Here is a 19,001-nt window from a genome sequence, read left to right on the forward strand (position 1 = left end):
GGCCGGTGCCGACACGTACGGGAACCGAGTCCGGGGGACTCACCACGGCGGAGGCGTCGATCCGGCTGGCGCAGGACGGTCCGAACGCGGTGCCGGCACCGGCGCCGGCCACGCTGGTCGGTCGCGTCCTCACCCAGCTGCTGGACCCGATGATCCTGCTCCTCGGGGCCGCGTTCGTGGTCGTGATCGCCTTGGGAGACGTACCCGATGCGAGCATCATCGCGGTCGTGGTGCTGGTCAACACCGCCATCGGGGTGGTGCAGGAGCGGCGGGCCGAGCAGGCCATGGCGGCCCTGGGCCGGATGGCCGCGCCGCGCGCCCGCGTGCTCCGGGACGGCCGGGTGAACGACATCGAGGCGGCCGGGTTGGTGAAGGGCGACCTCGTACGCCTCGAGGCCGGCGACGTCGTCCCGGCCGATCTGGTGGCCGCCGAGGCGGTGGGCCTCGAGGTCGACGAGTCGTCGATGACCGGTGAGTCCGTGCCGGTCGGACGGGTGACCGGCGACGAGCTGCTCTCCGGGACCGTGGTCACCAAGGGACGCGGCTGGGGCGTCGTCGAGCGGATCGGCTCGGAGAGCGGTCTCGGCCGGATCGCGGCGCTGATCGCGACCACCAGGACCGAGCCGACCCCGCTCCAGGCACGGCTCCGCCGGCTCTCCCGCCAGCTCGTGGTGGCCACCGCGGCCATCGCGATCCTCGTCCTCGCGCTGTCGGTGCTCCGTGGCGTCTCGTTCGGCGAGTCGCTGATCCTGGCGGTCAGCCTGGCCGTCGCCGCCATCCCCGAGTCGCTGCCCGCGGTCGTCTCCGTCGCGCTGGCGCTGGGGGCCCACCGGATGGCGAAGCAGTCCGCGATCGTGCGCTGGCTGCCGGCGGTCGAGACCCTCGGCTCGGTGACGGTGCTCGCCTCGGACAAGACCGGCACCCTCACCGAGGGCCGGATGAGCGTGCAGCGGATCTGGACGCCGGACGCCGTCGACGAGCCGACCCTGCTCCGGGACGTGGTGCTGTGCAACGACGCCCACCTGACCGGGTCCGAGACCGACCGGACCCTGATCGGCGAACCGATGGAGGCCGCCCTGCTCCTGGCCGCCGCCGGCCGGGGCATCGAGGCGGCGCAGCTGCGCGCTCGGTGGACCCGCGTCGACGAGGTGCCGTTCGAGAGCGAGAGCCGGCACATGGTGACGGTGGACCGTGACCAGGACGGCGTCCTGCTGGAGGTGGTCAAGGGTGCTCCGGAGGTCGTGCTGGGCATGCTGCCCGAGGGCGCGGAGCGGCGCCGTGGCGAAGCGGTCGCCGAGGACCTGGCCGACGCCGGGTTCCGGATGCTGGCCGTGGCGCACCGGTCGTGGCGACCTCCGCAGGAGCGGCCGGAGTCCCTCGTGCTGGTCGGGCTCATCGGCATCACCGACCCGCCTCGCCCGGACGCCGCCTCCGTGGTGGCCGACTGCCGGGACGCAGGCATCAGAACCGTGCTGATCACCGGCGACCATCCGGCGACCGCGGGCGCCGTCGCCCGCGACGTCGGCATCCTCGATGCCGGCGAGGTGATGGACGGTGCGGCCGTGGATCGTGGCGAGCACGTCGAGGCGGTGGACCGGGTGCACGTCTATGCCCGCACCCGGCCGGAGCAGAAGGTCGACATCGTCGACGCGCTCAAGGCGCGCGGACACGTCGTGGCGATGACCGGGGACGGCGTCAACGACGGACCGGCCCTCCGCCGCGCCGACATCGGTGTGGCGATGGGGAAGCGGGGCACCGAGGTGGCTCGGCAGGCCGCGGACGTGGTGCTGGCCGACGACAACCTGCGTACGCTCGTCGTGGCCGTCGGCGAGGGCAGGCGCGTGTACGCCAACATCCGTACGTTCCTGCGCTACGGTCTCGCCGGCGGCCTGGCCGAGGTCCTGGTGATCCTGCTCGGGCCGTTCCTCGGTCTGCCGTTCCCGCTCGGTGCCGGGCAGATCCTGTGGATCAACATGCTCACTCATGGCGTCCCGGGTGTCGCGTTCGGTGGCGAGCCGCTCGACCGGCGGGACATGCGGCGCCCGTCACCGTCCCCCGAGCGTTCGGTGCTCGGCGGTGGCCTCGCCCGCCAGATCGTCGTCTCGGGACTGCTCATCGCCGCGGTCAGCATCGCCGCGGGGCTCGTCGCCCAGCGCCAGGGGTGGCACGTGCAGTCCGCGGTGTTCCTCACGCTCGGTGCTGCCCAGCTCGGCCTGGCCCTCGCGCTGCGCGCGCCGCGGCGGCGTTGGAGCCTCGCCGGGCGGGGGATCGAGGTCGCCGTGTCGATCGCGCTGCTGCTCCAGTTGGCCGCCCTGTGGTTCGGTCCGCTGAGGGCGCTGCTGGGGACGGCGGTCCTCGAGCCGCAGGCTCAGCTGCTGTTCCTCGCGCTGGCCTGTCTCCCGGGTCTCGTCGTCGCTGCCGGACGAGTGATCGGGCACCTCGCCCGGCGTGGTCAGGACGGCTGAGCCGCACGGCGCCGGGCGTTGCGCCAGGCCTTGTGGACCCGGTCGCCGAGCAGCAGGACGAACCCGGCCCCGAGCGCCCACAACCAGCCCTCGCCCGAGGGCCAGCTGCCGCCGAGCGTCTCGGAGAGCCACGGCAGGCCGAGGAAGCCGGCCAGCAGGACCAGCTCGACCGCGACGGCGGCCACGACCAGCGGGTTGCGGCGGGGGTCGAGACGCCATGCCGGCCGGGTCTCGCTGCGGCAGGCGAACGCGTTGGCGACCTGGCCGAGCGCGATCACCGCGAATGCCGTCCCGGAGGCCCGGGCGAGCAAGGTGGCGCTCGGGGTGTCGCCGAGCCCCCAGCCTCCGTCGGTCAGGACCCAGAGGAACGCGGCGACAGCGGTGACCGCCTCGATCGGCCCCAGAACCAGGAACGCCCGGCGCAGCACCGAGCCGCTGGCCACCCGCTCCTGGGTCCGCGGACCCTCCATCGTGCGCCTGCTGGGTGGCTCGGCCCCGAGCGCGAGCGCCGGCAGCATGTCGGTGCCGATGTCCAGCGCGAGGATCTGGAGCACGCTGAGCGCGGCCGGGATCGAGCCGCCCGAGAGCGCCCACACGGCGAACGGCGCGAGCTCGGCCACGTTGTCGGTCAGGTGGAAGGTGAGGAACCGGCGGATGTTGGCGTACGTCGCCCGGCCCAGCTCGATCGCCTTGACGATGGTCGCGAAGTGGTCGTCGAGCAGGACCAGGTCGGCCGCGTCCCGCGCCACGTCGCTGCCGGTGAGCCCCATCGCCACGCCGACGTCCGCGCCGCGCAGCGCAGCGGCGTCGTTGACCCCGTCGCCGGTCATCGCGACGACATGACCGTGCAGCCGTAGCGCGTTCGCGATCCTGAGCTTGTCCGCCGGCGTGACCCGGGCGACGACCGCGCCGCGCGGATCGTCGAGCAGGTCCGCCAGCGCGGTGTCGTCGGTCGGCAGCCGCTCGCCCTCGACGACGACGCCGCCCGGCAGCAGGAGCCCGACCTCGGTGGCGATCGCCGCAGCGGTACGCCCGTTGTCGCCGGTCATCATGGCCACCCGGATGCCGGCGGTGCGGCACTGCTCCAGGGCCTCGCGTACGCCATCGCGCGGCGGGTCCTCGATGGCCAGCAGCGCCAGCAGCTCCAGGGGCTCGTCCAGGAGGCCGGCGAGCTCGTCGGAGGTGGTGGGCCGCCGGTGACCGGCCGAGCGGGCGACGGCCACCACGCGCCGTCCCTGGTCGGCAAAGGTGTCGAGGACCTCGGCGGCCGAGCCGCCGGCCTCCCCGCAGCCGGGCAGGATCCGCTCGGGGGCGCCGAGGAAGTAGCTCCGGCCCGTGACGACGGCCGCGCTGAAGCGCCGCTCCGTGACGAACGGGACGCGGACGTCCGCCTCCGCCGGGTCCGTGCCCAGCCGGGCGGCGACGACGTCGATGGCGACCTCCATCGGGTCGCCCGAGGGCTGCCAGCTGCCGTCCTGGAGGACCGCTCGCCCGGTGACACAGGCGCGCGCTGCGACAGCGGCCTCGGCCGCGACGCGTAGCGCGGCCGGCTCGCCGGACACGGTGCCCGTGGGCTCGTAGCCCACACCCTGCGGGACCACGCGCCCGTCCGGCGTCCACATCTCGACGACCGTCATCTCGTTGCGCGTGAGCGTCCCGGTCTTGTCGGTGCAGATGAACGTGGTGGAGCCGAGCGTCTCGACCGCCTCGAGGTGGCGTACCAGCGCCTTGCTCTCGGCCATCCGCTGCGCACCCCGGGCAAGCGACAGCGTGACCGTGGGCAGCAGGCCCTCGGGGACGAGTGCGACGCTGACCCCGACGGCGAACAGCAGGGCGCCGGTCGTGGTGCCGCCGAGCACCAGCGAGATCACGCCCAGCACGACGCCCACCGTCAGCGCGACGACGGCGATGATCCGGACCAGCCGGTCGAGCTCGCGGTCCAGCGGGCTCGGCGGCCGGTGGGCACCGGCGATGAGCCCGGCCACGGACGCGACCTCGGTCTGCGCGCCGGTGGCCGTGACCAGGACCCGTCCGCTTCCCTGGACCAGGAACGTGGCAGCACGGACGACGGCGCCTGGCGGCTTGCGTACGGGCACGCTCTCACCGGTGAGCATCGACTCGTCGGCAGCGACCTCCTCGCTGCGCAGGAGCGTGCCGTCGGCAGGCACCCGGTCTCCGGCCTCGAGGAGGACGACGTCCCCGGGGACCACCTGGGACGCCGGAACCTCCAGGGTCCGACCGTCCCGGACCACGCGCGTGTCGGCCGGCATCAGGGATCCCAGCTTCTGCGCCGCCCGGTCGGCGCGGTGCTCCTGGGCGTAGGCGAACACGCCGTTGAGCAGGACGATGACGGCGATGGCCAGCGCGAGGGTCGGCATCCCGGCCAGCAGGGCGAGCGCCGCGGCGCCCCACAGCAGCACCGCGAAGAAGTGGGTGAGCTGGGCGACCAGGAGCCGCCACCAGGGGCGTCGTGGCGGACGCGGGAGCTCGTTGGGTCCGACCCGGGTGAGCAGAGCCGCGGCGTCGGCGGAGGTCAGCCCCCGCTGCTCGTCGGTCACGTCGCTCTCGGCCTGTCCAGCGGTCAAGGTGTCCTCCTTCGGGACCACGTTCGAGCCCCTTCGCTCGACTCTTCCCGACGGCAGCGCGGTGCCGCAGGTCCATTGGTCCCCGGGCGGGCAGACATCCGTCCCTCCGGAGAGGAAACCGGACCCGCGGCGCCCAGCGGACCTAGGTCCTCCGCTCGCGGCACCGATGACCCTGACCGCTGCCCGGGCGACCCGACGAGAGTGGAGACGCCGGGCCGGCCGGAGGTGCCGAGCCCATGAGGAGGGCAGATGTCCGAGCGTGACCGGATCATGGTCGCTGTCGACGGGGGAGAGGGCGGCCGCGCGGCGGCCCGCTACGCGGCGGGCAGGGCCCGTCGAAGCGGTGCTGACCTGTGGCTCGTCCACGTGGTCGACCTCGCCATCGCGACCGGGGTGTTCTACCCGTACGGCTATTCGGGCCTGGCGGACCAGATCCGCGAGGCCGGCGTGACTGCGCTGGCCCACGCGGAGAAGGAGGCCGCCGAGATCGTCGGCGCCGAGCATGTGACCTCGACGCTCCGCGACGGGGGCGTGGTGACGGAGCTCGTGCACGCGGCCGCCGAGTCCACGATGGTCGTGCTCGGCGACGAGCGCCACCACGGCCTGTCCCGCATCGTGACCGGCTCGGTGAGTGGCCGCGTCGCCTCGCGCGCTCCGGTACCCGTCGTCGTCGTGCCGGCCGACTGGCCGGCCGAGCGGGACAACCGCATGGTGGTCGTCGCCGTCGCCGACTGCGAGGCTTCCACCGACCTCGTCGTCCGGGGCCTCGAGGAGGCGGTGGAGCGTGACGGCGGCCTGGTGATCGTCCACTCCTGGGACGTCCCGGCCGTCTACTACGACTCGACGCTGGGACAGCTGGACGCAGCCGGCGTGCTGGCGGACGCGCGGCACCGGCTGATGCAGACCCTCGAACGGGCCCGACAGCTGGTCCCGAACTCTGCCGGGGTCGACGCCTGGATCGAGGTGCGCCGGGGCCAGGCCGCCCAGATCATCACGGAGTCATCGAAGGACGCGGCCCTCCTGGTCATCGGCCGGCGCGGCCACGCCTTCCCGCTGCGCCGCCTGGGTGGCACCGGCCACGCCCTGCTGCGTGAGTCCAGCTGCCCCGTCGAGGTGGTTCCGCCGGCGCCCGAGATCGAGAGCAGGAGGTAGTGCGGTGACCGCGAAGACGGAGGCGGGCGTGGAGAGATCAGCCTGGGTGGACGTGCTGCTGCAGGACGGCACGATCGTCCGCGTACGTGATGCGGTCGCGGGGGACCGGGGACAGCTGGTGGACCTGCACCTCCAGCTCTCCGACCTGGGCCGCTACCGGCGGTTCTTCCATGTCGGTCACTTCGACAGCACGCACTTCGTCGACCAGCTGCTGCCGCAGCTGGCCAGCGGCGACGCGGTCGCGAAGGTCGCGGTCGTCGATGGCCGGATCGTCGCGCTGGCCAGCGCCACGAGCACCGGCGACGGTGCGGCGGAGCTCGGCCTGGTCGTCGCCGACCAGCACGCCCACCGCGGCCTGGCGACCCTGCTCCTGGAGCACCTGGCCTTCGCCGCGGCCGGAGCTGGGATCACCGAGCTCGTCGCGTACGTGCTGGCCGACAACGCTGCCGTGTTCGACGTGCTGCGCCATGTCGGGTTCGAGATCGCCTCGACCCCGCACCAGGAGACCGTCGAGGTGCGGTTCCCGATCCGGCTCACCGATCGTGTCCTGGAGGCGATGATCACCCGCGAGCAGCGGGCCGACGCCGACTCGCTCCGGGCCCTGCTGCGGCCGCGGTCGGTGGCCGTGATCGGTGCCAGCCGTCAGGAGGACCATGCCGGCCACCAGGTCGTACGCAACCTGCTGCGAGCCGGGTTCACCGGCAAGGTCTACCCCGTGAACCCGCACTGCGACTATCTGCTCGGGCTGAGGTGCCACGGCTCGATCCGCGAGGTCGCGCCGGTGGACCTGGCGGTCGTCGCGGTGCCGGCGGCCCAGGTGCTGGAGGTGGTGCGCGAGTGTGCCGACAGCGGCGTACGTGACCTGGTGATCCTGTCCAGCGGCTTCGCCGAGGACGGTCCCGAGGGATGTCGTCGTCAGGACGAGATGCTGGCGATCGCCCGTGGCGCGGGGATGCGCGTGGTGGGTCCCAACTGCCTCGGCATCGCCAACACCGACCCGGAGGTCCGGCTGGACGCCACCTTCTCACCCATGTCCGTGGGACGCGGGACGGTGGCGATGATGGCGCAGTCCGGTGCGGTGGGGATCGCCGTGCTGCAGCGCGCCGAGGAGCTCGGCGTCGGGCTATCCGCCTTCATCTCCTCGGGCAACAAGGCCGACGTCAGCTGCAACGACCTGCTCATGTACGCCGCCGAGGACGAAGCCACCGACGTGGTCGCGCTCTACCTGGAGTCCTTCGGCAATCCGCGCAAGTTCTCCCGGCTGGCCAGACGGCTCGCCGCACGCAAGCCGATCGTCGCCCTGATCGGCGGCAGCAGCCACGCCGGGCGACAGGCGGCCATCGGCCACACCGCCTCGGCCGTCACGTCCTCGACCGCGGTGGACGCACTCTTCCAGCAGTGCGGTGTCATCGGCGTCCAGGGCCTCGAGCAGCTGCTGCAGACCACCAGCGTGCTGGCCAACCAGCCGCTGCCCGCCGGTCGCCGGGTCGGGATCATCAGCAACGCGGGCGGCCCGGGCGTCCTGGCCGCCGACGCGTGCGAGAGCGTCGGACTGAGCCTGGCCACGCTGAGTGCCGAGACGATGGCACGGATCCGCGACATCGTGCCCGATGCGTCCTCGGAGCAGATGCCGGTCGACCTCGGATCGGGAGTCGGCTGGGAGGCGTTCTCACAGGTGGTCTCGACCGTTGCCCACAGCGGCGAGGTCGACATGCTGATCCTGATGCGTACGCCGCTGCCCGCGCTCTCCTACGCGGCCTTCGCGCGTGCCCTGCGCACCTCGTTGCGCGCCGCTCCGGACGCAGAGACGCCGCCGGTCACGACCGTCGCGGTCATGCTCGACACGCACGGTCCGACCCGGCCGATCAGGGCCGGACACCACCACGTGCCGGTCTTCGCGTTCCCCGAGGACGCCGCCCGGGCACTCGGGCCGATCGCCACCTATGCCGAGTGGCGGGCCGCACCGCGGGTCCCGGTCGCCGAGACGGCGGCCGGCAGCCGGGCGACTGCCCGCGACGTGGTCGCCCGGGCGCTGCGGGCGACGCCGGCGGGCGGGCGGCTCGCGGAGCCCGACGTGCGGCAGCTGCTCGCGGCGTACGGGATCGGGGTCCTGCCGAGCGTGGTCACCAGGGGCGTCGAGGAGGCGGTCGACGCGGCCGCGTGGGTGGGCTACCCGGTCGCGGTCAAGATCGCCGACCCGGACCTCGTCCACCGCACCGATGTGGGAGGCGTACGCCTGGGGCTCACCGGTCCGGACGCGGTGCGCGCCGCCGCGCGGGAGCTGCTCGACGTCCCGGTCGAGCACCCCGGCCTGCTCGTCCAGCGGCAGGTCGCTCCCGGGATCGAGCTGATCGCCGGCGTCACGCACGACAAGGTCTTCGGGCCACTCGTCATGGTGGGTTACGGCGGCATCTACACCGAGCTGATCGGTGACCGCAGCTTCCGGCTCACCCCGCTCAGCCGCGCCGATGCCGCCTCGGCCCTCGCGGAGCTGCGTACCGCGCCGCTTCTCTCCGGCTACCGCGGTGCCCCACCGCAGGACGTCGCCGCCGTCGAGCACCTCCTGGTCTGTCTCGGCCGTCTCGCCGAGGACATCCCCGAGATCGCCGAGATCGATCTCAACCCGGTGATCGTCCACGAACGTGGCGTCTCGGTCGTGGACGCGAAGGTTCGCCTGCACCCGGCGGTGCCGGCACCCGACCCCGACCTGAGGCGACTGTCCGCTCCGATCGGGCAGGTCGGGCCGCTGGGGTCCGACGGGAGCGCCTGATGGCGAAGATGCTCGGGTGGCGGACGGCCGGCGACGGCCGCCTGACGGCGGGCCAGATCGAGGTTCCCGAACCGGCTCCGGGGGAGGTGCTGATCGCGGTCGAGGCGTGCGGCGTGTGCCGGACGGACCTGCACGTGATCGACGGTGATCTTCCCCGCCACCGCAGCCCGGTGGTGCCCGGACACGAGATCGTGGGCCGGGTGCTGGCCCGTGGCGACCACGAGGTCGGCGCGCCCGAGGTCGGCGTCCGGGTCGGGGTGCCGTGGCTGCGCTCGACGTGCGGGCGGTGCCGATGGTGTCGACGCGGCGCCGAGAACCTCTGCGAGCACTCGCGCTACACCGGGTGGGATGCCGACGGCGGCTACGCCGAGTACGCCGTCGCGCCGATCGACTACACCTACCCGATCCCGGAGTCGCTGACTCCGCTGCAGGCGGCGCCGCTGCTGTGCGCGGGGATCATCGGCTATCGGGCGCTGCGCCGCTCGGCGCTCCCGCCGGGAGGCCGGCTGGGGCTCTACGGGTTCGGGGCGAGCGCCCACCTGACCGCGCAGATCGCGATCCACCAGGGCGCGGAGGTGCACGTCGTCACCCGCGGCGAGGAGGCCCGCCGGCTCGCGCTCGAGCTCGGCGCCGTCACCGCGCTCGAGCCCGGCGGGGTCGTCCCGCCGCTCGACTCGGCGATCGTGTTCGCGCCGGCCGGCGAGGTCGTACGCGAGGCGCTGGCCGATCTCGAGGCCGGCGGCACCTGCGCGGTGGCCGGCATCCACCTCTCCGACATCCCGCCGCTCGACTACCAGCACGAGCTCTTCCGCGAGCGCACGCTCACCAGCGTCACCTCCAACACCCGGGCCGACGGGGCCGAGCTCTTCGGGCTCGCCGGCCGGCTCGGGCTCCACGCCGAGGTCACCCGCTACCCGATGGGCTACGCCGACCAGGCGATCGCCGACCTCGCCGAGGACCGGGTGCGGGGCGTCGCGGTCCTCGAGGTGGACGACCTGACCAGAACCGCGGTGCCGTCGTGATCGCGACCGAACCGTTGCTGGTGGGAATGGAGGGCGAGGCGTACGGAGGGCTGCGTGAGACCCACTCGGGTCTCGTCGTGTTCGTCGGGCAGACCGCGTACAAGCTGAAGAAGCCCGTCGACCTGGCGTTCCTGGACTTTCGTGAGCCGGAGGTCAGGCGCCGGGTCTGTCGGCGGGAGCTGGAGCTCAACCGCCGGCTCGCGGCGGACGTGTACGTGGGTGTGACCGACCTTCCGTTGGCCGACGGTTCGTCCGAGCCCGCGATCGTGATGCGGCGCATGCCCGATGAGCGGCGTCTGGCCACCCTGGTGCGCCGAGGGGAGCCGGTCGCGGGGGAGGTGCGCCGGATCGCGCGGGTCATGGCCGCCTTCCATGCCCGTGCCGAGCGTGGACCGGAGATCGCGGCCGAGGGTGGCGCGACGGCGCTCCGATCACGTTGGCGGCACAACCTGGCCGAGGTCGCCCGGTTCCGCGGCACGCTTCTCGACGAGGATCTCGTCGACGAGGTCGACCGGCTCAGCAGCCGCTACCTCGACGGCCGCGAGCCGCTGCTCGCCGAGCGGGTCGACACCGGGCACGTCATCGACGGTCACGGCGATCTCCTCGCCGACGACATCTTCTGCCTGCCCGACGGTCCGCGGATCCTGGACTGCCTCGAGTTCGACGACCGCCTGCGCCGTCTCGACGGCCTCGATGACGTCGCCTGCCTGGCGATGGATCTCGAGCGGCTAGGCGGCCCGCATCTCGCCGCGGAGCTGATGACCGCCTACCGAGAGTTCCGGGCGGACACCTACCCCGACTCCCTCGCGGACCACTACGTCGCCTACCGCGCGTTCATGCGGGCCAAGGTGACGGCCCTGCGTGCAGAGCAGGCGCGGACCGGCCAGGAAGCCGCCGAGGCGACCGCGGAGGCCGTACGCCTCGCGGAGCTCGCGCGCGACCACCTGCGCCGCGGAGAGGTCAGGCTGATCGCCATCGGTGGGGCGCCGGGAACCGGCAAGTCGACACTCGCACGAGGTCTTGCCGACCGGCTCGGCATGGTCGTGCTCAGCAGCGACCGGCTGCGCAAGGAGCTGGCCGGCATCAACCCGGAGGACCACGCGGCGACCGGGTGGAACGAGGGCATCTACAGCCCGGCGTGGACGGCGCGGACCTACGCGGAGCTGCTCGAGCGCGCGACCATGCTGCTCGCCCGCGGCGAGTCCGTCGTGCTCGACGCGTCCTGGACCGACCCGGTTCAGCGGGCTTTCGTGGAGGACGCCGCCCGCGCCACGTCCAGCGCTCTCACCACCCTGCGCTGCGATGTCGCTCCCGAGGTGGCGGCCGCCCGGATCGCCGCCCGCGACGACGTCTCGGACGCCGACGCGATCGTCGCGAGCAGGATGAGGCGCGCCGAGACGCCCTGGCGGGGAGCCGTCACGGTAGACACCGGCACCACCGTCGCCGACGCCCTGGAGGCCGCGATCAGCGCGGTGACGGCCCCGGCCACCTACGAGCCGGGCGGCAGCCTCGTGAGCCGGCCGCCCAGCCACCCCGACCCGCAATCACTCACATCCCGACCCGAAGGAGAACCGACATGAAAGCAGCAGTCGTCACCGGCTTCGACCGGCCCCTGGAGCTCCAGGACCGCCCCGTCCCCGAACCCGGGCCAGGGCAGGTGCTCGTCCGCCTCGAGGCGTCCGGGCTCTGCCACACCGACATCCACGCCGCGCACGGCGACTGGCCGGTCAAGCCCACACCGCCGTTCGTCCCCGGGCACGAAGGAGTCGGCGTCGTCACCGCACTCGGTGAGGGTGTCGCTCATCGCGCGATCGGCGACCGTGTCGCGATCGCCTGGCTCGGCCACGCCTGCGGCCGTTGCGGCTACTGCGTCAGTGGCTGGGAGACGCTGTGCGAGGAGCAGCGGAACAGCGGCTATTCGGTCGACGGCGCCTTCGCGGAGTACGCCGTCGCCGACGCGGACTATGTCGTCCCCGTCCCCGACGAGGTGTCGTCCTTCGACGCGGCACCGCTGACCTGTGCCGGGGTGACGACCTACAAGGCGATCAAGGTCGCCCACGTCACGCCGGGGGAGAGGGTCGCCGTGTTCGGGATCGGCGGCCTCGGCCACCTTGCCGTGCAGTACGCCCGGCTGGTCGGTGCCGAGGTCATCGCGGTCGACCTGACCGACGAGAAGCTCGAGCTCGCCCGCGAGCTGGGCGCGGACCACACCGTCAACGCGGCCACCACCGACCCTGTCCAGGCGATCGCGGACCTCGGCGGCGCCGATGTCGCGGTCGCGCTCGCGGTCACCCCCAAGGCGTTCGAGCAGGCCTTCGCGTCGCTGCGCCGCGGCGGCCGGCTCGTCTGTGTCGCGCTGCCGCCGGAGAGCGACGGGCCGATGCACCTGCCGATCTTCCGGACGGTGCTCTTCGGGATCAGCGTCATCGGCTCGATCGTCGGCACCCGCGAGGACCTCGCCGAGGTCTTCCGGCTCCACGCGCTGGGACGTACCCGCGTGGTCGCGGAGTCGCGCAAGCTCGAAGAGGTCAACGAGTCGATCGACGACGTCCTGCACGCGCGCACCTCGGCACGACTCGTCTTCGAGCTCTGAGGATCGGGGAGGGGCGACACCTCCACAGGGGCGGGCAGTTGTTCGGTCCGTCGCTGGACTTCCCTCCCGGCTGCCGGACGCCCCTCAGCGAGTTGGACCGGTGGTCGCTCCCGCCCCGACACTCACGCGCGACGGCTCGCCTCCGACTGCAGGCGCCGGCAACCGCAGGCGCCGCAGCAGGAGTGCGTTGACGGCGACCAGGAAGCTCGAGCCCGACATCGAGAGGGCGGCGATCTCGGGACGCAGCATCAGCCCGAACGCCGGTACGAACACACCGGCCGCGATGGGCAGCGCGATGGCGTTGTAGCCGACCGCCCAGCCCAGGTTCTGGCGCATCTTGTGCAACGTGCCGCGCCCGATGACCAGGGCGACCGGCACGTCGAGCGGGTCGGACCGCATCAGCACCACGTCGGCGGCCTCGATGGCCACATCCGTTCCGGCGCCCACCGCGATGCCGACGTCGGCCTGGACCAGCGAGGGGGAGTCGTTCACGCCGTCACCCACCATCGCGACGACCCTGCCCTCGGCCTGGAGCCTGGTGATCTGGTCGGCCTTGTCTTCGGGCAGCACCTCGGCGATGACCGTGTCGATGCCGAGCTCGGCGGCGATCCGGTCGGCGGTCGCGCGGTTGTCGCCGGTGAGCATGACCACGTGGACCCCGGCCTCGTGCAGGGCCGCGACGGCGGCAGCCGAGGTCTCCCGGACGGCGTCGGCGATGCCGATCACGCCGACGGCCTGCCCGTCGACGGCGACGAAGATCGCGGTGCGGCCGCCGGCGGCGATCTCGTCGCGCCGGGGCCCGAGGTCTCCGGCATCGATGCCCTCGGACTCGAGCAGGCGGCGGTTGCCGACGGCGACGCGGTGGCCGTCGACCTCGGCGACGGCGCCGATGCCGGTGATGTTGCGGAAGCCGGTCGCGCGCAGCTGAGGGACGGAGGCCCGGTCGGCGTGGCGGACGACGGCGCGGGCCAGCGGGTGCTCGGACTCGCGCTCCACCGCGCCGGCCAGGGCGAGGAGCCGGGTGCGGTCGATGTCGCCGGGGACGTCGCCCAGGACGACGTCGGTCACCTCCGGCTCACCCTTGGTGAGAGTGCCGGTCTTGTCCATGACCACGGTGTCGATTCGGGCCGAGGTCTCGATGGCGGTCGCGTTCTTGAACAGGATGCCGCGCTTCGCGCCGAGACCGGAGCCGACCATGATGGCGGTCGGGGTCGCGAGCCCGAGGGCGTCGGGGCAGGTGATGACCACGACCGTGATCGCGAACAGGAGGGCTGTGGTGACCTCAGCGCCGCTGGCCCACCAGACCAGGAAGGTGGCGGCTCCGCCGACCAGCGCGACGAGCACGAGCCAGAAGGCGGCCCTGTCGGCGAGCCGCTGACCCGGAGCCTTGGAGTTCTGGGCCTGCTGCACCAGGGACACGATCTGCGCGAGCGCCGTGTCCGCGCCGACCTTGGTGGCACGTACGCGCAGGGTGCCGTCGGCGTTGACGGTGGCACCGATGACCGCGTCGCCCGGTGCCTTGTGCACCGGCAGGCTCTCGCCGGTGACCATGGACTCGTCGACCTCGGACTCGCCCTCCTCCACGGTGCCGTCGGTGGCGATCTTCGCGCCCGGGCGGACGAGCAGGAGGTCTCCGGCCCGGACCTCCGCGGTCGGTACGTCGACGGCCTGACCGTCGCGGATCACCGTGGCCCGGGGCGGGGCGAGGTCCAGCAGCGTACGGATGGCGTCGTTGGCTCCGCCGCGGGCGCGCATCTCGAACCAGTGGCCGAGCAGCACGAAGGCGGCCAGCACCGTGGCGGCCTCGTAGAAGACCTCGCCGCCACCGGTCAGGGTGACGCCGAGGGAGTAGAGCCAGCCGGCGCCGATCGCGACCGCCACCAGCACCATCATGTCGAGCGTTCGTGCACGCAGCGCGCGCCAGGCGCCGTCGAAGAAGATCCAGGCTGAGTAGAAGACCACCGGGACCGACAGGATCAGGCTGAAGACGTCGTCGCGCAGCCCGAACGGCGCCGGTGCCTCGAACCCGAAGACGTCGCGTCCGATCGGCGACCACAGCAGGATCGGGACCGAGAGCACCAGAGCCACCAGGAACCGGTTGCGCATGTCGCGGACCATGTCGGCCATCGACATGCCCTCATGGCCACCGTGGCCCATCGCCTCGTGCGGCGACATCGTCGGTGCGTGCTCGTGGTCGGTGTGGGCTGCGTGACCCGCGTGACCCGCGTGGTCGCCAGGAGAGGCGAGAGGATCACAGATGTGGCCGGGCACCGACTGCCCGGAGCAGTGGTAGCCGCACTCGATGATCCAGTCGCGCAGCTGCGTCACGTCGGTCAGATCCGGGTCGAAGGTGACGGTCGCCGTCTGGGCGACCGGGTTGGCGTCGACCGCGAGGACACCCGGCCGCCGGCCGAGGACGGACTCGGCCACCGACTTGCTCGATGCCCAATGGACTCCGGAGACCTCCAGGACGGCTGTGCTTGTCATTCCTCGACCATACCCCATGGGGGTACCACGACAAGTCGCAAACGTCCTTCTCGCCCCCGGACCTTCGGACTCCGGTCGGGGTACTTGGTGCCCTGCTGCCAGCTCCCGGCGCTTGTGACGATGGCGCGGAGGGTCCGGCCGAGAGGAGCAGAGCCATGCGGTGGACCACGACCGACGTCAGCCGCCGGAGCCTTGTGCTCGGCTCTCTCGGAGTCCTGGCCGCCGGAGCCCTGAGCTCCTGCGACAGCGAACCCGGTCCGGTGGCGTCCCGGCTCATCGGGCCGGACGCGAAGGAGGTTCGTACGGCCGAGCGGCTGCGGCGTACGTCGCCCCAGCGGGTCGTGGCCCGGCGGATCACGGCTCGACCGAGCGCCGTGGACCTGGGCGGCCGGACCGTGCGGACCTGGACCTACGACGACGCACTGCCCGGACCCGAGCTGCGGACGAGGGCCGGTGACCTGCTGCAGGTCGAGGTGGCCAACGACCTTCCCACCGAGACGAGCGTCCACTGGCACGGGCTGGCGCTGCGCAACGACATGGACGGCGTGCCCGGCCTGACCCAGGACCCGATCGTCGCCGGGTCGAGGTTCGTCTACGAGTTCACCACCGCCGACCCGGGGACGTACTTCTTCCACCCCCACACCGGGGTCCAGCTCGACCGCGGCCTCTACGGCGTGCTGGTCGTCGAGGACCCCGCCGAGCCGGGCGGGTACGACCAGGAGTGGGTCGTCGTCCTCGACGACTGGATCGACGACACCGACCGGAGCCCCGACGACGTGTACGCGGACCTGGTCTCGACACCGGGGATGGGGCACGGCGGGATGATGGGTGCGGGGATGCAGTCCCCGCTGCTCGGCGGCGCCGGGGATGTCGACTACCCGCTCCACCTGATCAACGGGCGCACCGCCCGGGCCCCGGCCACCCTGACCGGCCGACCCGGGCAACGGGCCCGGATCCGGATCGTCAACGCCGGCTCCGACACGGCCTTCCGCGTCGCCCTCGGCGGTCACCGGATGACCGTCACCCACTCCGACGGGTTCCCGGTGAGACCGGTCGCCACCGACGCCCTGTTGATCGGCATGGGCGAGCGGTACGACGTGATCGTCGATCTCGCTGACGGGGCGTTCCCGCTCGTCGCGCGGGCGGAGGGCAAGGCCGGTGCCGGCATGGCGGTGGTGCGCACCGGCGCCGGCGCGGCACCGTCGCCGGGAGCGACCCTTCGCGAGCTCGACCGGCAGGTCCTGCTGGGCACCGATCTGACCGCGGCGGACAGCGCGCGGCTCGGCTCCCGAGACATCGACCGAGACCTCGACGTCGTGCTCGGCGGCGGGATGATGGCCTATCGGTGGACGATCAACGGCGCGGCGTACCCCGACATCGATGCCTTGGCGGTGGCGCCCGGCGAACGGGTCAGGCTGCGGCTGCGGAACGCCTCGATGATGTTCCACCCCGTGCATCTGCACGGCCACACCTTCGCCCTGGCTCAGGGCGGGACCCGCAAGGACACGGTCGTCGTGCGCCCGCGGCAGAGCGTCGAGGTCGACCTCCAGGCCGACAACCCCGGCCAGTGGGCCCTGCACTGTCACAACGCCTACCACGCCGAGGCCGGCATGATGACCGTCCTCTCCTACCGCAGGTGAGAGCTCGCCTCACACCAGGGCAAGGATCACGATCACGGCCGCCACGACCACTCCGGTGATCCCGGCCGCGGTGACCGCGATCGTGGGCGTACCCGAGGAGAAGTCACGCGTGGGCGTCGTCGGCTGCCGCCCGGTGTGCCGGCGACGGGCGATGAACAATCCGGCCCCGACGAGCAGGGCGCCCACGACGAGCATGACGATCGGCGCGGCCAGCTCTCCGGGGAACAGCTCGATGACGGACGAGGGAAGCACCAGCAGTGTGCCGAGCGCGCCGACGGCGAGCATCAGCAGGTCACGGAAGACGACCGCCGCCGCGACGACGGCGACCGACGTCGCCAGCGCCAGAGCGATGCCGGCGTCCGTCGGGATCGTCGTCATCGCTCCGGCGAACATCCCGGCGGCTCCGAACGCGATGACGAGCCGCCTCGGGTCCAGTACGCCGCCCCAGCCGAGCAGCAGCCAGATCAGGGCGACGCCCCAGACGGCGAAGCCGGGGAGCGCGTCACCGACGTCGAGCTCGTTGGTGAGCGCCGCCGCGGTCAGCATGAAGCCGACCATCATGGCCAGCTGCTGCACGGGCGGGCGGTCCACGAGCCACAGGCCGGTGGCGTACGCCGCGACACCCGCGCTCACCATCAGGAACACGTGCTCGCCGGCCAGATCCAGCGCGTCGCCGCCGAGCAGACCGAGGAACCCGGCGAATGCGCCGGTGGAGGCCAGCCACAGCACCGAGCGGAGCCGGAGAGCGACGTCTCCGATCCGCTGGGGGACGGCGAACCCGGCGGCGAGCAGGACGGCGGCGACGCCGCCGACGATGACGAGCCGGGCGGTGGTGCCGACCTGGTCCCAGTACAGCGACGCGATCAGGATCGACGCGACGACGATGATGACACCGCCCAGATAGCCGAGCGCCTCGGTGACGAGGGACGAACGCTCGTGCGGGCGCTCCTGCACCCCTGGCAGTTCGGCGAGGACGTCGCCCCGGAGCCGGATCCTGTCGGCCTGCTCGGGGGTGATGAGCTGGTCCGCGACCCAGGACTCGAGCAGAGAGGTCAGCGGTGCCGGCCTTCGCGTCGCAGTGTGGTGAGACATGGTCTGCCCCTTTCTCCAGATCTTCAGTCTTCGCCGCGCACGCCGCGGCGCTCAGTGTCGAAGGTCCCCTCGGCCGGGGCACGAAGCCACCATGTGAGGCAGATCCATCTCCGGAAGGTCGTCCGTGAACCGGACGAGGTCGTCGCGGGAGAAGACCGACGTGCCTGCCGTGGCGATCATGGCCGCGCTGCACGACAGACCGAGCCGGGCCGCCCGCGGAAGCTCCCAGCCGCGTACGAGACCGGCGACCATCCCTGCGACGAGGGCGTCACCGGCGCCGACGCCGCTGACCACCTCACCGGCCACGGCCGGGAGGAGCTGGTCGTCGGTGGGCGTCACCAGCGCGATCCCGAGGTGGCCGCGAGAGAGCACGACGACACCCGCCTGCGCCGCCTCGAGCAGCTCGCGTGCGCCGGCCAGCTGCTCCTCGGCGGACGGCAGCCGACGCCCCAGGTGGTCCTCGAGCTCTCGCACGCTCGGTTTGAGCAGGAAGGCACCGTGCGCTCGGTCCAGGGCGCCACCGGACGCGTCGAGGACCAGTCGCGCACCGATCGAGTCGGCCAGGCACCGCACCCGGGCGACAGTGTCGGTCGAGGACCCGGGTGGCAGGCTGCCGCTCAGCACGACGTACGCCGCGTGGCGGCCCTGGCGGCGCACGACCTCGAGGCAACGTTCCAGGTCGGCGGCGGTCAGCGGCTGCCCGGGAAGCACGAACCGGTACTCCAGTCCGGTGTCCCGTGCGGTCACGTGATGGCTGAGCCGCGTCTCTCCAGTGACCTCGATCGCCTCGAACGGAAGCCGCTCGACCTCCAGCAGCTCCGTCAGCGCCTGCCCGATGTGCCCCGCCGCGGGGAAGACCGCCAGCGTGCGAACACCGAGCACGTGCAGCACCCGGGCGACGTTGATCCCGCCGCCGCCGGGGTCGATCCGAGGCGCGCTGCTGCGCATCTTGCTGCCCGGGACCAGGCTCGGCACGGAGAAGGAGTAGTCGAGTGCCGGGTTCAGCGTGATGGTCACGACGTCGGATGAGGCGGGCATCGGGAAGTCCCTTCGGGGCCGTCGAGGGTGCGTTCCCAGGCAACCATCGTCCACGCGACGAGGCAGGTGGCAGAGGTCCCGGCGGAGATGACCAAGGTCTCGTGAGGTCCGGCTCAGGCGTGACAAGACTGGGGATGGACGGAGGGTGCCGGACGGG

General features: G+C 72.7%; 11 protein-coding genes. 7 read left to right on the forward strand and 4 right to left on the reverse strand.

From position 1 onward, the window contains the following. The first annotated feature begins 5 nt into the window (after positions 1-5). The gene (locus tag UG56_RS06310; protein ID WP_045551865.1) at positions 6-2,465 is read left to right on the forward strand and encodes a cation-translocating P-type ATPase; all 2,460 of its coding nucleotides are present in this window, start codon (positions 6-8) and stop codon (positions 2,463-2,465) included. On the opposite strand, the gene UG56_RS06315 is transcribed toward UG56_RS06310, so the two are convergent. After that, a complete protein-coding gene (locus tag UG56_RS06315) occupies positions 2,453-5,050 on the reverse strand; it encodes a cation-translocating P-type ATPase (protein WP_071326918.1) in 2,598 nt (865 codons plus the stop codon). The two genes, UG56_RS06310 and UG56_RS06315, sit on opposite strands and share 13 nt — an antisense overlap. A gap of 249 nt (positions 5,051-5,299) precedes the next feature. On the opposite strand from UG56_RS06315, the gene UG56_RS06320 reads away from it, so the two are divergent. The 5 genes from UG56_RS06320 to adhP are packed head-to-tail and all read left to right on the forward strand — an operon-like array spanning position 5,300 to position 12,587. Then, the gene (locus UG56_RS06320; protein WP_045551889.1) at positions 5,300-6,202 is read left to right on the forward strand and encodes a universal stress protein; all 903 of its coding nucleotides are present in this window, start codon (positions 5,300-5,302) and stop codon (positions 6,200-6,202) included. A gap of 4 nt (positions 6,203-6,206) precedes the next feature. Then, positions 6,207-8,972 carry a bifunctional acetate--CoA ligase family protein/GNAT family N-acetyltransferase gene (locus UG56_RS06325; protein ID WP_177191428.1) on the forward strand — a complete coding sequence of 922 codons (2,766 nt, stop codon included), beginning with the start codon at positions 6,207-6,209 and terminating at the stop codon, positions 8,970-8,972. Next, positions 8,972-9,994, forward strand: a complete 1,023-nt coding sequence (locus UG56_RS06330; RefSeq protein ID WP_143054929.1) for a zinc-dependent alcohol dehydrogenase family protein — start codon at positions 8,972-8,974, stop codon at positions 9,992-9,994. Before UG56_RS06325 ends, UG56_RS06330 begins: the two co-directional genes overlap by 1 nt. Further along, a complete protein-coding gene (locus UG56_RS06335) occupies positions 9,991-11,574 on the forward strand; it encodes a bifunctional aminoglycoside phosphotransferase/ATP-binding protein (RefSeq protein WP_071326906.1) in 1,584 nt (527 codons plus the stop codon). Before UG56_RS06330 ends, UG56_RS06335 begins: the two co-directional genes overlap by 4 nt. Continuing rightward, entirely contained in the window at positions 11,571-12,587 is a 1,017-nt protein-coding gene (adhP, locus tag UG56_RS06340; RefSeq protein ID WP_045551950.1) for an alcohol dehydrogenase AdhP, read from the forward strand. Before UG56_RS06335 ends, adhP begins: the two co-directional genes overlap by 4 nt. An 84-nt stretch (positions 12,588-12,671) precedes the next feature. Here the strand turns inward: adhP and UG56_RS06345 are convergent, their stop codons facing one another. Further along, complete coding sequence (locus tag UG56_RS06345; RefSeq protein WP_071326907.1) at positions 12,672-15,074, reverse strand: heavy metal translocating P-type ATPase; 2,403 nt, start codon at positions 15,072-15,074, stop codon at positions 12,672-12,674. 155 nt (positions 15,075-15,229) lie between these two features. Between UG56_RS06345 and UG56_RS06350 the strand changes: the two genes are divergently transcribed. Then, positions 15,230-16,714 (forward strand): multicopper oxidase family protein, encoded by a 1,485-nt coding sequence (locus UG56_RS06350; RefSeq protein WP_045549715.1) that lies wholly within the window; start codon positions 15,230-15,232, stop codon positions 16,712-16,714. Positions 16,715-16,723: 9 nt separating this feature from the next. On the opposite strand, the gene UG56_RS06355 is transcribed toward UG56_RS06350, so the two are convergent. Further along, positions 16,724-17,806, reverse strand: coding sequence for a DUF2157 domain-containing protein (locus tag UG56_RS06355; RefSeq protein WP_045549714.1), 1,083 nt, complete (start codon positions 17,804-17,806; stop codon positions 16,724-16,726). 51 nt (positions 17,807-17,857) lie between these two features. After that, a complete protein-coding gene (locus UG56_RS06360; protein ID WP_045549713.1) occupies positions 17,858-18,844 on the reverse strand; it encodes a 1-phosphofructokinase family hexose kinase in 987 nt (328 codons plus the stop codon). Positions 18,845-19,001 lie beyond the last annotated feature (157 nt).

The sequence above is a fragment of the Nocardioides luteus genome (assembly GCF_000960475.2).
Lineage (GTDB): Bacteria > Actinomycetota > Actinomycetes > Propionibacteriales > Nocardioidaceae > Nocardioides > Nocardioides luteus_A.